The following is a 14,242-nucleotide window of genomic DNA, read 5'->3' as shown; positions in this document are numbered from 1 at the left end:
AGCCCTGAGCGCGGGCACCCCGAGGTAACGTTCAGAATTGCCCAACTCCCTACAAGCGGCCCGTCGAGAATTGCCCGCCGGGTGACCGAAATGGCCGACAACCGCTATTCCGCTGGAACCTTTACGTCCCTGGCGTTCGTAGAAGTGAACAGGCCATCGAGCTTCGCATGACCGACCGCGTTAAGAACATCGCCGTGCTCGGGTCCACCGGCAGCGTCGGGCAGAGCACGTTGGCGGTGATTGCCGCCTCGCAGGGTGGACTTCGCGCGGTTGCCTTGTCGGCGCATGCGCGGACCGGTGCGCTCGTGCAGCAGGCTGCGGAAACGGGTCCCGCGGTAGTTGTGGCGACCGACCCGCAAAAAGCTACGCAGCAAGATTGGAGCGGCCTGCCTGCAGGCACCGAGTTGCTGATTGGCCCCGAAGCCTTAGAGGAGACTGTCAGCCGCCCGGAAGTCGACGTGGTCTTGGCGGCGATTGTCGGTAGCGCCGGGTTGCGCAGCACGTGGGCGGCGCTGGAAGCGGGCAAAACCGTGGCCTTGGCAAATAAAGAGACGCTGGTCATGGCCGGCTCGCTGGTCATGGCGCTGGCCGCGCGGCGCGGTGTCAGCATCTTGCCGGTCGACAGTGAGCATAGCGCCGTATTTCAAGCGTTGCAGGCCGGGCGGAGCAACGAAGTACAGAAAATCATCCTGACGGCCAGCGGCGGGCCATTTCGCAAATATTCGCGCGAGCAAATGGCGAGCGTCACGGTGACCGAGGCCCTCGCGCATCCCACCTGGGACATGGGACCGAAGATCACCATCGACTCGGCCACCATGATGAACAAGGCGTTGGAGATTATCGAGGCCCGCTGGCTGTTCGACATCGACGTGGACCGCATCGAGGTGGTCGTCCATCCGCAATCGATCGTGCATTCGCTGGTCGAGTTTGTAGACGGCTCTGTGATTGCTCAGCTCAGCCCACCGGATATGAAACTACCGATCCAATACGCCCTGACGTATCCCGAGCGGACCGCGGGGGTCTCGCCGCGGCTGAACCTGACCGAGGCGATGCACTTGGATTTCGAGCCCCCGGACCTGGAGCGCTTTCCAGCCTTGGAATTGGGGCGCGAGGCGGCCCGTGCCGGAGGTACGACGGGTGCCGTGCTGAACGCGGCCAACGAGGCTGCCGTGGCCGGCTTTTTGCAAGGTGAGATGGCATTTACCGACATCGTGCCGGCCTGCCGCGGCGTTTTAGAGCACCATGATTTCGATCCCAGTCCTACACTTGATGAGTTGATTCGGCTCGACGACTGGGCGCGTAAGGAGATTGCACGTTGGGTATGCACTTGATCGAGACAAATCTTTTCGCCGCGCACTGGCTCACCGATTGGCACAACTGGGGCATCATCGCCCAGGTAGCCCTCGGGCTGGGCATGGTCATTTTCGTACACGAGCTGGGGCATTTCCTGGTTGCCAAGGCCTGCGGCGTGAAGTGCGAGAAATTCTATCTCGGCTTCGACATTTTCGGCCTCAAGCTGGCCAAGTTTCGCTGGGGTGAAACCGAATACGGCATTGGCCTGCTGCCGCTGGGCGGTTATGTGAAAATGCTCGGGCAAGAGGACAATCCAGCCAAAGCTGCCGAAGAGTTCGAACGCGCTCGCGTGGCGCGCGAGGCCGCCTCCGGCGACACCCTGCCCGAGGGAGAAGCGGCTGCCGACACCAGCGTCTTCGACCCACGCAGCTATCTGGCCAAGAGCGTGCCCAAGCGCATGGCGATCATCTCGGCCGGAGTGATCATGAACGTGCTGTTCGCGTTCGTGGTGGCTTTTATCGCTTACGACCGTGGCGTGAAAGAAGCACCCTGCGTCGTAGGTTCCGTCATCCCTGGCGACCCCGCCTGGCAAGCTGGGCTGCGTCCTGGTGACGACATCGTACAAATCCGCGACATCGAGAATCCGCGCTTTCGCGATCTCAAGAGCCGTGTTGTGTTGGGGAGCAACCTCGACCAAGGAGTGAAGTTCTACGTCCGCCGCCCAGGCGAAACCGAAACGCGACTGTTTACGCTCTTCCCGGTGAAGACGGGGCTCGCCCCCCGCGTAGGCATTCAAAGTGCCAGCACTAGGACCCTGGCGAATCCACCACTGCGTTCGACGGCGCCGCTCGCGGGTAAGGACAGCCCGTTCAAAGCGGGCGATGTGGTCGAGTCGGTGGCTGGCGTGCCCGTGGAGACGAACGCCGATATTCAAAAGCAATTGGCCATGCACCCCGGACCGACCACGGTCACGGTTCTGCGCAAGCTAGACAACGACGCGACAGAACAATTGCCGATCGATCTGCCTGGGCGTCCGCTCAAGCGGCTCGGCCTGGTGATGCAGACCGGTCCGATCATTTCTGTGCAAGACGAGTCGCCCGCCGCCAAGGCCGGCCTGCAAAAGGGAGACATCCTGGAATCAATCGCAGGCGAACCGCTGGGCGATCCGGAAACACTCAACGTTCGATTGCTGGCCAAGGCCGCTCAGACCGTGCCGGTAACGATCAAGCGCGATGACAAAAGCCTGGAATTGAACGTCGCATTGCGCGAGCCATACGCCATCGAGCTACCGATGATCGAGCGCGAGCCCTTGGCCATCTCGACGATGGGCGCCGCGATCGAAGTGACGAATCGCGTGGCCAGCGTGCTGCCCGGAGGCCCCGCCGAGAAGGCCGGCATCAAGGCCGGCGAGGAAATCGTCGAGGCGAAGATCCCCACGCGCAAGATCAAGGAAGGGGACGACAACGACATTAAGAACGACGAGATTTCCATTTCGTTCGCCGCCGATAAACCCAACTGGCCTGTATTCGCGCTGCTATTGCAAGAGGCGACGTTCGCCGACACGTCGGTCGAGTTGAAACTGGCCGATGGCCGCAGTGTCAAGGTCGAGCCGGTGACGACCGACGACTGGTTCGCCGACCGTGGCTTTCGCTTCGAGCCGTTGCAGGTCGAGCGCCGCGCCGGCTCGATGGGCGAAGCCGTGAAGCTGGCGACAACCGAGACGATCGAGTCGGTCACGCAGGTCTATCAATTTCTTTCGAAGATAGGAACGCAGATTTCGGTCAAAGGCATGTCCGGTCCGCTGGGCATCTTGGGCGTCGCCCACAGCTCGGCCAGCCGTGGCCTGTCCGATTTGCTGATCTTCCTGGGCATGCTCAGCGCCAATCTGGCCGTGCTGAACTTTCTGCCGATCCCGCTGCTGGACGGCGGCCATATGGTCTTCTTGATCCTGGAAGGACTGCGCGGCAAGCCGGTCAGCGAGCGCATCGTGGTCGCGTTCCATTACGCCGGATTCTTGTTCATCATCTGCCTAATGGGGTTCGTCTTCTTGCTGGATCTAAACTTGATCCCGCGCACGCCATGAGAAGAGAACGAACAAGCATAGACGTTGCATGACAAACGGTGGAGAAGGCACGCCTAACGGTCGCCCGACGGAATCCGCGCTCGTTGCAGCTCAGAATGCAACGTTTGGCATTCCCCCTTCTGTGCGCGCTATCTTGTTCGACGCCGTCGGCACGATCATCTGGCCCGAACCCAGCGTGGCCGGCGCCTATGGCGCGATAGGTCGCCGGCACGGGGTCGAACTGTCGGAAGCCGAGATATCGCCACGGTTCCGCGCGGCGCTATCCCGGCAGGACGAGCTCGATCGCACGCACCACTTGGGCCGTACCAGCCAAAGTCGCGAGATCGAACGTTGGCGCGGCATCGTGGCCGACGTGTTCCAGCAAGCGCCTTGCGCCGAGCGGATATTCGACGATCTATGGCAGCACTTTGCCCAGCCCGAACATTGGCGATTGTTCGACGACGTGGCCATGACCTGGCGAAAGCTTTCGGACGCGGGATACTTGCTTGGCGTCGCTTCGAACTTCGACGACCGGCTCGATCAAATCTGCCAAGCGCTGCCGCCGTTGACTCGTTGTCGACACCGGTTTGTGTCGTCGCGCATTGGTTGGCGCAAACCGACCCTCGATTTCTTCGCGGCAATCGCGGCGCAATTCGATCTCGCGCCGGAACAAATGCTGTTAGTGGGGGACGACCTGGAGAATGACTATTTGGCAGCCCGCGCCGCCGGCTGGCATGCCGTGCTGGTAGATCGCAAGGCCCACGCGCTCTCAACAGAGACGCTCACGGGCGAGGCTCCGACCGTTGCAACGATCGCGACGCTTAAATCCTTGACGGTGCTTTGACGGCCGGTGTGCCAAACGCGGCGGTCGCGTCGCGATTCACTTCCTCGCCAATCGAGTCGCAGCTGATCAGGCAGGTATGCGCACTGTGGCCAATTCTTGGCCTGTCGAGAGTGCCCGCCCGAAAGCGTGGCCCGACTCCGGAGGGTATGATGGGCCACGCAGGAGCGTCGTCGCGAAACGCGTCGGCATCCTTTTTGCAGTTCGCGTTGCCCCGAATGCCGTTCGCACTTTTCCGTGATGGAAATCTAACCCCCGTGTTCGGTGGCAATGATGTTCGATGGCAATGCCCAGCGGAGTAATGTCGTGACCGTTTCTCGTTATCCTCGGTCTCGTAGTTTTCGTTGGCCGGCGCTTAAAGTAATGTTTGTTGCGCTCGCGTGTTTAGCCGGCGATTGCTCGATATCGGTTACCGTCGGCGATGACGCAAGTCCGGCCCCGCTCGTTCGCTCGATAAAAAGTGGCGCTTGGTCTAGTCCGGCGACCTGGCAAAACGGTCGCACGCCCACGACCGGCGATCGAGTGCTGGTAAGTCAGGGGCACGAGGTCCTGTATGACGTTGTGTCTACGGACGTTATTCGCGTCGTCAAAGTCGCTGGCACGCTGCGTTTTGCGACCGACCGCGATACCCGTCTGGACGTGGGTTTGTTGCGTGTCGAAGCCGGCGAAGATGTGACCGAAGAAGGGTTCGATTGCCACGATCCGGCCGCATCGGCCGATCCCGCACTGCCGCGGCCAACCCTGGAAGTGGGTTCAGCCAATGATCCGATCAGTGCGGAGCATACCGCGCTCGTTCGGCTTACTTATTGCGAGGGGATGGACAAAGAATCATGTCCGGCGCTCATCTCGTGCGGCGGTCGGATGGAATTGCACGGCGCGCCCATGAACCGCACCTGGGTCAAATTGGGTGCCGAACTACGCGAAGGAGCGACCGAGATCGTCTTGGCCGAACCGGTGGTCGGTTGGCGGGCCGGTCAACGACTATTGATTCCGACGACGGCACGACTCGGCTTGTTTCGCTATCGCAACGGCAAGCAAGAAGTAATCCCTACGGTGCGCGACGACAGCCACACCGAAGAACGCACGATCGCTGCGGTCTTTGAGAATAAAGTCGTCGTCGACAAGCCGGTAAGGTTTGACCACAAATGCGACGGCGCGTATCGCGGCGAGGTCGCCGTACTCGGGCGCAATGTCATCGTCGAATCGGCCGATCCGGCCGGCATTCGCGGCCACACCATGTACCACACGCAATCGACCGGTTCGATTTCCTACGCCGAGTTCCGGCATTTGGGCAAACGCGGCGTCCTCGGTCGCTATGCGCTGCACTTCCATCTCTGCCGTGACACGATGCGAGGGGGCTACGTCACGGGCGCCTCGATCCACGACAGCGAAAACAGGTGGTTGACCGTACACGGGACGGATTACCTGGTCGTGCGCGATTGCGTGGGGTACAACAGCCTCGGGCATGGCTTTTTCCTGGAAGACGGCACCGAGGTTTTCAACGTCTTCGACCGCAATCTGGCGGTCCAAGCCCGGCACGCCGCGCCGCTACCAAAGCAAGTGTTGCCCTTCGACGAGAACGAAGGCGCCGGTTTCTGGTGGTCCAATTCGCTGAATAGCTTTACGCGCAACGTCGCTGTCGAATGTGACCAATACGGATATCGCTTCGAGGCCACGAAGACTGCGGACTTTGATCCGACGCTCGAAGTTCCGGGAGCCGACGGGGCGCTGAGGACGGTCGACATCCGCACTTTGCCGTTTGTTCGTTTCCAGGATAATGAGGCGCATTCACATCGTCGCTTTGCGTTCAATCTGGGAGGGATTCGTCACGTGTCGGATCAAGCCGATTACGAGACGATCCACACCGTGGGCGCCGACAGATCGCGCATTCAAGGGGGAGACGTGCTAGGCGTGGGTCCCGATTCACGACATCCCTTCATCATCAAGAACTATCTGGTTTGGAATTCGCACTGGGTCTTTCACGGCGGCTCGCCCAACGTATGGATCGACGGACTAGATGCGACCGATTGCGTTTACGGCATCTTTAAAACCCGCATCGACGGCCACGAGTATCGCAACCTGAGCCTGAAGCGAATCGACACGGCTGACTTCTTCGAGCCGTGGGGGTCGTCGTCTTTGGTGGAGAATTACGAGCGTTACCTTGATCCGATCGATGATCTGCCGCCGACGACCGTGATCACGCATTGTCGACGGCTGAACAGCGGCCGGCTCGAGGTGCGGGGCAGCACGGCGGACAATGGCCCCGTCAAGCGAGTGACGGTCAACGATCGCGAGGTCTATCCGCTGCGCGAGAATTTCGCCGAATGGCGCATCACGCTCGACAAGGCACAAGCGGGGTCGGCAGAGCTGATTGCCTTGGCGACAGATTCCGCCGGAAACGTCGAACCGGTTCCCCATCGCCGCCAAGTGCGGGAATTCCTGCTAGCGGAACCGACGTCCGTGGCACAGCCGTAGCGCGATGTGGCGGGCGATTCTGCGGAATTGGCCTGAAAAGTGCAATCCTCGCAGCACAGTCGCGGCACTCTCGGCCGATTTCGGGGCGTCGTCGACACGTCTTCAGGCTCTTGACGTTCGCGATTACTCAAGTCGTCTATGTTTAGGCCAGGCGGCTTTGCCGCTCGGGGCGATGCAACCTAAAATGCGACCGATCGACGGCCACGGAATGTACGTCCATGGATTTAGCCTTTGCAGGAAGCAACGCGGCGTTCTCATGCAGTGTTCAAATCGGGCAACGCTCCGCAACTCTCGACAGGCATTCACCTTGATCGAGTTGCTCGTGGTGCTCGCGGTGATCGGAATTCTGATCGCGATCCTGCTCCCTGCTGTTCAGGCAGCCCGTGCCTCTGCGCGCAGAACGCTGTGCACGAATAACATGAAGCAACTCGGTTTGGCCGTGTTGAACTATTACGATGTTTATCAACGATTTCCCATATTCGGATTCGAGCAGACGGGCTGGACGTGCGTCATCCTCCCTTTCATCGAGGCGGACGCCATCTACAGCACGACGTCCAAACGAGTCGGCAGCGATTCGGGTCCGTGGGTCGCCACGCCGGTGTCCGGCTTCATGTGCCCAGATCATCCGAACACCAGCGGGCAGAGTAATTCCACGATCTATGCCGACTTTGGCACGCGCGGGCTGACAAACTATCTCGGCGTGGCCGGCCGGCGCGTAACGGAGCGATACTCGCCCGCAGGGGATACCGGCATCCTTGGCGCCTGGGTCAACAACAACACCGGTGTGGCGCTGGGCATGATTGGCGACGGCGTCAGTAACACCTTGCTGATGGGCGAGCGCCCCCCGGGTCCCAGCGATACCGGCGACTGGGGATGGTGGGCCGGCCGCAACGACTGGGACATCATCATGTATTCGACTGTCGTCTTGACCGATGCGCCTCCATCGCTGATCTCGGGATACAAGGGGTGCAAGTATCCGGCGGTGTATTCCGCGGGCCGCCTGGAGAATCCCTGCGATCAAGACCATTTCTGGAGCCTGCACGCAGGCGGCGGGAACTGGACGATGACCGATGGGTCAGTCCACTTTATTCCCTACAACGTTTCTCCTGCCGTGATCGATCAGTTAGTGACTCGCGATCAGGGAGAGGTCGTCGTTCAAACGTGGTGAAACTTCCTCGGCCTTCGTACTTCGTCACACTGGTATTCTGCACGTTGCTGTCCGGTTGTGGTATGTCCACCGGCGACGTGTCCGGAACGGTCACCTTCGGCGATCGCCCGGTTACCAGCGGAACAGTGATGGCCGTTGGCAAAGACGGTGTGCCGCACTACGGCGACATCGCCGCGACCGGCGACTACAAAATTGAGAAACTTCCGCGCGGAAAGATAATCTGGGCGGTGACCAGCCCTGATCCCACCGCCGCGATCGTTCCTCGTCCGCCGTTCGATCAACCTTCTATTACCGCGCCCGCTACTCCCAAGCCACACGGCGCATGGTTTCCCATACCGGATCGCTACACGCTCACGTCGCTAGCGGATCTTCGCTGCGAGCTACAATCCAGTTCGCAGCGGTACGATATCAAGCTGACGGAATGACTTTGGCCACGCAGTTACCGCTCGCGCGCATGGTCGCCATTGATCGACCAAAACAAAAGTCGTAGGGCTTTCAATGCCCACGACGCGTGCTGATCCGACGGCGGCCGTACGTTGCGGTGGCCAGGACCATTCCCGTGATCAATAGCGCGAACGTGCCAGGCTCAGGAACCGCTGCCCCTGCGGCTGAGCCGCCTCCGCCAGGATTAAGCGTTGTCAGCCATTTCGACGCAATGATGTTGATGTCCAAGCCGTTGACGATGCCGTCCTCGTTCACGTCGCCGGTCGGCGCCACACCTGTCTTTAGCCAGTTGGTAGCCACCATGTTCAGATCCAGGCCATTGACGATACCGTCCGTGTTAACGTCACCGCGCAGGTAAGGCACACTAGTAACGGTGTAGTTGTCGAAATAGCCATTATCGGCGGATAAATTGTTGAAGGTCCCAATTTCCAACGCGGCTGCGCTGAGCGTGGTAGCCGACTGTGCGAGAAATGGAATCCCGGCCGCCAGCAGGGTTCCGTTAACGGACATGTCCACGGTCCTGTCGGCAAAATCCAACGTGACATTGAAATGCACGAACGTATTCTGCGCAATTGCCGGCCCAAAGTATTGCGAGGCGATGCCGGTGCCCGTCGGATCGACCTGGCCGCTGTCGTTAATGGGTGCCGAGACGAATGTTCGAATCTGTCCCCCGTTTTGCTGCAATCCGAAGCGGCTGGTCCGATCGACATCTTGGTCGTAGATATCGATCGCGTAGACCGGGCTGCTGTTGTCGATGATCGAGGTAAGGCTTCGCGCTATGTCGACTTGAATGCTCACCCGTTCGTTCGCACCTGGCGTGTAGTCAAGCTCCGGAAATGCGAAGGACCCATCGTTCAGGCCTCCCCCGGTCGCTTGTATCGCCTGAGTGCCCGAGGCAACCATCGAATTTTCCACGCTAAAGGCGTTCGGCGTCCCTCCGAACACGATCCAAGGATTGCTCGGGTCCTGACCCAGCGGAGAGCTTCCTGCTGTGAACGTGGGCGCCTCGAACCCATTCGAGTTGTAAATAATCGTGTCCGCGGACGCGATCAACGACAAACTTTGCAACAACACCAGCGTGACAATCAAGGTGATACGCATAGCACTCCTCATGACGGACACTTCTGAAAACGTCAAAACGCGGCAATCATCGATTCCGCGTCCATGGAATCCGATCCGATCGAATTCCCAAGCCGATTAGGCCCAGTTCGGACTATCGCCGCATGGCTGCCAAGCGATGGGCGTGCGAAGCAAAAACGAGATAGACGCCGTATAGCAACAGACGTGCCGCGTCGCCGACTGCGTAATCCTTGAGAAACGACCAGCGATATACGCGGGTAAGTCACAATGCGCGGCGAAACTTTCGCCTTTGATGGCGAAAAAATCGCCACGAGGTGCAGATCTGGCGATCATAGGGCGCAAAGCTGCAAGATTTTTCGCCCTCGCCAAAAAAGTGTTCGCTAGCAACTTTCGCCGTTGGCCCGTTGCCAGCTATGCGTGTCGTCACGCGTGGTCAGGACCCAGAGTGGGCTGCCACAGGAGTTCGCACAAACCCCAGCATGAGTAGAGCCCACGCCGCAACCAGTCCCAGACCTGCGCTGATGTGAGTGAGCTTGATGACTAACTCTTGCCACGCTTCACCCCCTGTGGCGCCCGCCTGACTGGCGGCGATGGGCAGCATTTGATTCGTACCCCACCAGGCATTTGCTGCCTCCGACAGCACCATGATCCAGGTCAGCACCACCGACAGTAGCATGACTGCGATCGACTTGGGGCCCACCGCGTGCGGCAGCTTGAGCAGCAGCAAGCCCAGCGCGATGATCAACATGCCGTTCAATTCAAACTCGGTATGCGCCACCAGCGCGAGACGCGGATAGGGCGTTAAAGGGACGACAAATCCCCACAATAAGCCGACCAGGACGAGCGCCATTCCTTGGATCAGTATCCGTCGACCGCCGCTCTCGACGCTCATGGGGGTCCTCCGCTCGTTCACGCTTCCCTAACGTGGCATACTTGCCAAACGCCGCGCCGCCGCGGCCGTACAATGGACGACGAGATTCTGTCACAGCGGTCCAACTCCTGCAACGCAATAGAGACGCCGGGGCGCCACTGCTGCGGCGCGTCGCCGTCTCATGCGGCAGATGGGCAGAGAAATCCGTTTTACGACTTTAGCGTTATGCGGACCGCACGAACACGACGCCCGCAGCATTTTGCAAGTCGAATACAGATCGAGCCCGTCAACTGTGACGTTGCCGTTGGCGAAGCTTAGCGGCCGCGATAGCAGTTGGACGTGCGCGACATCGCGGCCGTATCGTCCCATGGTTCGCGGGGGGCTCTCCCGGCCAATAGCGTGGGCAGACCGCACCCCAGCAAAGCCACGCTCCCGGCGCCCACGGCGATTAGCGCGTGATATTTCTTGAGAAAATCGACCTTAGCGATGCGACCCGTCGTCGCCGAGTGCCGAGGATCGTTCGCAATCGTGCTCGCGCAAACAATCTCGCCGAGCAGTTTGCAGCCGCCGAAATAAAGCACCAAGAACAGCGTCAACCCAATGAGGCATCGCATGCGAGTTTCCTTGGGGGCCAGCGGTGAACGTCCAAGGAAGTCTAGCACGCGCGGCCAAGGCCGAATCGTTGACCCCTTATCTCGGTCCCCGCACCGCGACGGGATCGCTCTGTACTGATCGTCATGTCTGGTTTGGATCATGGAGCGCCAGCCTTGATGAGAATCCGCCGCGTCCCCCCGTCGTCCCGAAGATTTGGACAGTAGGTTTGTGTGTGGGCAATATCGGCATGACGTGGCCTCGCTGCCATGACCCGCATCGCATCTCAACACCTTCGTCCTCCAGGACCGGAGAGGGGCAGTATGCTTTTTTCCATCAAGGCCGTCGTCGCCAGGGCACTTCGTAAGACGAATGCTCGTGGTTGGATGCTAGCGGCAATGGTCGCCGCGGCCGCGGCGATTCTTCCCCCCGTCCAATCCTTTGCCGACAAAGGGGTTGATTTTTTGCGCCCCTTGGACCCTTTGCTCGAGGCCGGCGCGCAAGGCGACCCGACATTCGAGGCAAGATTCGTTAGCCTGTTGTCGGACGGCAAACAAGGCGATGCCGAAAGGCTTCTATCCGCCGAGCTCGCGCAATATCCCGAAGCGACGAGGTTGGTAGAGTTGGTTGCCGCCAAGAAGGAAAAGGAAGCCCACGACTTTAAGATGCGACATTTCGTCAAGATTCATTCAGCGCAGCGTGCGTTATTCCTGTCGGCCGTCTGCGATCGCAGCCGCTTCGAAAAGGAGAGAGCATTCGCGACGCTCAACACCGTGTGGATGTTGGACCACCGCACGCGAGCGGCGAAATGCGCCTACCAGGTCCTGTGGATGGACTCCGAGGAACTGTATCAAAGCCCCAAGAAGGAAGTTGACCGTGCCTTCAGCGAATTGCAACAACTAGCGGATGCCAATCCAGACGATCTGATGATTCGCTGGATGCTGGCCGTACAATGCCGCAACTGGGGTCGCAACGAGGAGGGAGTCAAAGTTTACCAGCAGATTTTGGCAAAATGGCAGCCAGGTCCGGTGCTCGTGCACCAGACGTATGCCAATCTGCTCGACAACCTCCATCGCTATGACGAGGCGCTGGTCGAACGCCGGTTGGCGGTAAGCATGTCGCCCGCCTATTGGACTTACGACGGATTGGGCAATACGCTGCACGGCCTGTCGCGCTTTCAGGAAGCATGCGACGCGCACGCGATCGCCACCGCCATGAATCCTCGCCGATCGTCGAACTGGTCCAACTGGGCCAAGAGCCTCAACGGCTTGGGAAAATACGACGAAGCGATCGAAAAATCGCAACGTGCGCTCAAGATCGATCCCAGGAACTGGCGCGCCTATTGGATCTGGGGCACGGCTCTGGCAGAACTCGGCAAGCCGGAAGAGGCGTTAAAAAAGTGCCAGGCCGCCACCGCCATCTACAACAAGTCGCCACTGTTGAATGACTTCGTTGCGGATTTGGAAAAGCAACTTAAACAGTAGCTTGTCGGCGATCGCTTACCCGTGGCGCTGGAGTGCCCGGTTGCCAGGCATGCAACGGCCGTGTCAGAAACGATGGCCCCTTCTGAGGCGCCTTGCTGTCGTTGCGTGCCGAGAGACGGCAATCGATTCTAGGTTCACGCCCGCCGCGCGGTTGTTCTGGACGAGATCTGCTCTTCGGCCAACTGCTTGAGGGCCGTTCGGTCTACTTTGCCGCCGGGATTGAGCGGCATCTCGGCCAGGAACACGATTTCTTCCGGCGCTTTGTAGCCGACGCGCTGGCGGGCGAATCCGATAAGCTCGGCGCTTTTGGGTCGTTGTGCGCCTTCCTTCAGCGTGACATAGGCTCTCACGTTTTCACCATGCACCAGATCGTGAATGCCAATCACTCCGGCCGCGGCGATCGACGGGTGCTCGGCCAGGGCTTCTTCGACTTCTTGGGGACAGATATTCGACCCATCGTGAATGATGATCTGCTTTTTGCGGCCACAGAACCACAGGTAGCCGTCCTCGTCGGCATGCATCATGTCTCCGCTGTCGAGCCAGCCATCCACCAGCACTTCGGCCGTGGCGATGGGATTATTCCAATAGCCGATCGCATTGCCGGCCGAGCGAATCCACATCCGTCCCTGAGCGCCAGTCGATATATCGGCGCCGGCATCATCGCGGAGGGACAATTCATATCCAGGACAAAGCATGCCGATGGAGCCCAGGCGGTTTTCGCCGGCCGGCGGATTAATCGTCGCCAGCCCGATTTCGGTCATGCCGTAGCTTTCATCGATCGGAAAGCCGGAGAGGACCGTGAATTCGCGTTCGAGTTCTGCGGTAACCTTGTCACCGCCCGATGTACAGAGCCGAATCGAAGCAAAATCGGTCGAGGTTGAATCGTGATCGCGCACCAACGAGATCAATGCCGCCGGCAGCATCCACAGCACCGTCGGACGAAGCTCGCGCAGCAGCGGCAATATCTCGGGCCCTTCACTACTGCGGGGCATGACCAGCCGTCCGCCTGCCGCCAATGTGGCCAGGCCGCCCAGCGATCCTGCGATATGCGAGAATGACAATCCCGGCAAGACCGTGTCGGCGTCGGTGATGGCCATTCCTTGGATCGTGGACGCCATCATGCTGCCGAAGGTGCGCCGCGAGTGGACCACCCCCTTGGGCTTGCCGGTGGTGCCAGACGTAAAATAGATGAACGCAGGCGATTCAATATCCGCCGCCGCCGCCACGGCATCGGAGTGAGACGAGGCGACCAGCTCTTCGTAATGCACTCCCTGGGCGTCGGCCGCCTGATAACGAATTACACCTTTGGGCAGTCGCTTAGCGTATTGGCTGGCCGCCACGTCCTGGTCCCGTTCGGCATGGTGCAACAGCAGCGATGCGCCGCTGACTTCCAAAGCATGATCGATCTCTGGCGGCATGTAACGATAGTTGAGCGGCGTCGCCACCAAACCCGCTTTCAGACATGCCAGGTAATGGATGATCAACGCCGACCGATTCGGCAGCAACGATGCGACTCGATCGCCGGCGTTCAACCCCAAGGCCAAGTACTGTGCGGCCAACCGCGTGCTGATCTCGGCCAACTGTCGCCAACTCATGCGTGTCTCGCCAGAAACCAGCGCCAAATCGTCCGGTTTATTGCTCAGCCCGTTGTCCAACAGATTGCCAATAGGATTAGGCTGAGTCAGCGGTGGTCCGGCAAGCCGCATGATGTGGTCCTAAAAAACAGCGCGGGCCAGTGAATTTCAAAGGGAATCGAGTAGCGACCGGCCACATATCCTAGCCGAAACCACTGCGCGATGGCGCCTCCGAAATTGGTTGTTAGCGGAAGGCAGGTCGATTGGCGGGCGCCGGGGTGGTGGGATTTCCGATCGGTCGATGGGGCGTATTGTCGACGCGCTATTGACGGCGTTCAATTGAAAGTTATTATGGCTTT

Annotated in this window: 11 protein-coding genes; 7 read left to right on the top strand and 4 right to left on the bottom strand. The window is 59.8% G+C overall.

Annotated elements, in window-relative coordinates:
• Positions 1 to 167: 167 nt before the first annotated feature.
• The 6 genes from VGG64_27690 to VGG64_27665 all read left to right on the top strand — a co-directional run bounded on the left by VGG64_27690 (position 168) and on the right by VGG64_27665 (position 8,264).
• A complete protein-coding gene (locus VGG64_27690; protein HEY1603418.1) occupies positions 168 to 1,331 on the top strand; it encodes a 1-deoxy-D-xylulose-5-phosphate reductoisomerase in 1,164 nt (387 codons plus the stop codon).
• Positions 1,322 to 3,376, top strand: coding sequence for a site-2 protease family protein (locus VGG64_27685; protein ID HEY1603417.1), 2,055 nt, complete (start codon positions 1,322 to 1,324; stop codon positions 3,374 to 3,376). Before VGG64_27690 ends, VGG64_27685 begins: the two co-directional genes overlap by 10 nt.
• Positions 3,377 to 3,404: 28 nt before the next feature.
• Positions 3,405 to 4,199, top strand: a complete 795-nt coding sequence (locus VGG64_27680) for an HAD-IA family hydrolase (protein HEY1603416.1) — start codon at positions 3,405 to 3,407, stop codon at positions 4,197 to 4,199.
• Positions 4,200 to 4,559: 360 nt separating this feature from the next.
• Positions 4,560 to 6,671, top strand: a complete 2,112-nt coding sequence (locus VGG64_27675) for a G8 domain-containing protein (protein ID HEY1603415.1) — start codon at positions 4,560 to 4,562, stop codon at positions 6,669 to 6,671.
• A 256-nt stretch (positions 6,672 to 6,927) separates the two neighbouring features.
• Positions 6,928 to 7,839, top strand: a complete 912-nt coding sequence (locus tag VGG64_27670; protein ID HEY1603414.1) for a DUF1559 domain-containing protein — start codon at positions 6,928 to 6,930, stop codon at positions 7,837 to 7,839.
• 62 nt (positions 7,840 to 7,901) lie between these two features.
• Positions 7,902 to 8,264 carry a hypothetical protein gene (locus VGG64_27665; GenBank protein HEY1603413.1) on the top strand — a complete coding sequence of 121 codons (363 nt, stop codon included), beginning with the start codon at positions 7,902 to 7,904 and terminating at the stop codon, positions 8,262 to 8,264.
• A 70-nt stretch (positions 8,265 to 8,334) separates the two neighbouring features.
• Here the strand turns inward: VGG64_27665 and VGG64_27660 are convergent, their stop codons facing one another.
• The 3 genes from VGG64_27660 to VGG64_27650 all read right to left on the bottom strand — a co-directional run bounded on the left by VGG64_27660 (position 8,335) and on the right by VGG64_27650 (position 10,848).
• Entirely contained in the window at positions 8,335 to 9,384 is a 1,050-nt protein-coding gene (locus tag VGG64_27660; protein HEY1603412.1) for a dockerin type I domain-containing protein, read from the bottom strand.
• 412 nt (positions 9,385 to 9,796) lie between these two features.
• The gene (locus VGG64_27655; GenBank protein ID HEY1603411.1) at positions 9,797 to 10,255 is read right to left on the bottom strand and encodes a hypothetical protein; all 459 of its coding nucleotides are present in this window, start codon (positions 10,253 to 10,255) and stop codon (positions 9,797 to 9,799) included.
• Between the two features lie 293 nt (positions 10,256 to 10,548).
• The gene (locus VGG64_27650; GenBank protein ID HEY1603410.1) at positions 10,549 to 10,848 is read right to left on the bottom strand and encodes a hypothetical protein; all 300 of its coding nucleotides are present in this window, start codon (positions 10,846 to 10,848) and stop codon (positions 10,549 to 10,551) included.
• Positions 10,849 to 11,148: 300 nt separating this feature from the next.
• Between VGG64_27650 and VGG64_27645 the strand changes: the two genes are divergently transcribed.
• Positions 11,149 to 12,309, top strand: a complete 1,161-nt coding sequence (locus VGG64_27645; GenBank protein HEY1603409.1) for a tetratricopeptide repeat protein — start codon at positions 11,149 to 11,151, stop codon at positions 12,307 to 12,309.
• Positions 12,310 to 12,443: 134 nt separating this feature from the next.
• Here the strand turns inward: VGG64_27645 and VGG64_27640 are convergent, their stop codons facing one another.
• Complete coding sequence (locus VGG64_27640; protein HEY1603408.1) at positions 12,444 to 14,015, bottom strand: class I adenylate-forming enzyme family protein; 1,572 nt, start codon at positions 14,013 to 14,015, stop codon at positions 12,444 to 12,446.
• Between the last annotated feature and the right edge of the window lie 227 nt (positions 14,016 to 14,242).

It is taken from the genome of Pirellulales bacterium (assembly GCA_036490175.1).
Lineage (GTDB): Bacteria > Planctomycetota > Planctomycetia > Pirellulales > JACPPG01 > JACPPG01.
The sequence above is the reverse complement of the archived record's forward strand: the minus strand, read 5'-3'. Positions and strand labels throughout refer to the sequence as shown.

What these genes read in the sequence shown, in the direction of transcription:
- VGG64_27690 (HEY1603418.1), top strand. Translation starts at nt 168, where the DNA reads ATGACCGACCGCGTTAAGAACATCGCCGTGCTCGGGTCCACCGGCAGC.
- VGG64_27685 (HEY1603417.1), top strand. Translation starts at nt 1,322, where the DNA reads ATGCACTTGATCGAGACAAATCTTTTCGCCGCGCACTGGCTCACCGAT.
- VGG64_27680 (HEY1603416.1), top strand. Translation starts at nt 3,405, where the DNA reads ATGACAAACGGTGGAGAAGGCACGCCTAACGGTCGCCCGACGGAATCC.
- VGG64_27675 (HEY1603415.1), top strand. Translation starts at nt 4,560, where the DNA reads ATGTTTGTTGCGCTCGCGTGTTTAGCCGGCGATTGCTCGATATCGGTT.
- VGG64_27670 (HEY1603414.1), top strand. Translation starts at nt 6,928, where the DNA reads ATGCAGTGTTCAAATCGGGCAACGCTCCGCAACTCTCGACAGGCATTC.
- VGG64_27665 (HEY1603413.1), top strand. Translation starts at nt 7,902, where the DNA reads ATGTCCACCGGCGACGTGTCCGGAACGGTCACCTTCGGCGATCGCCCG.
- VGG64_27660 (HEY1603412.1), bottom strand. Translation starts at nt 9,384, where the DNA reads ATGCGTATCACCTTGATTGTCACGCTGGTGTTGTTGCAAAGTTTGTCG.
- VGG64_27655 (HEY1603411.1), bottom strand. Translation starts at nt 10,255, where the DNA reads ATGAGCGTCGAGAGCGGCGGTCGACGGATACTGATCCAAGGAATGGCG.
- VGG64_27650 (HEY1603410.1), bottom strand. Translation starts at nt 10,848, where the DNA reads ATGCGATGCCTCATTGGGTTGACGCTGTTCTTGGTGCTTTATTTCGGC.
- VGG64_27645 (HEY1603409.1), top strand. Translation starts at nt 11,149, where the DNA reads ATGCTTTTTTCCATCAAGGCCGTCGTCGCCAGGGCACTTCGTAAGACG.
- VGG64_27640 (HEY1603408.1), bottom strand. Translation starts at nt 14,015, where the DNA reads ATGCGGCTTGCCGGACCACCGCTGACTCAGCCTAATCCTATTGGCAAT.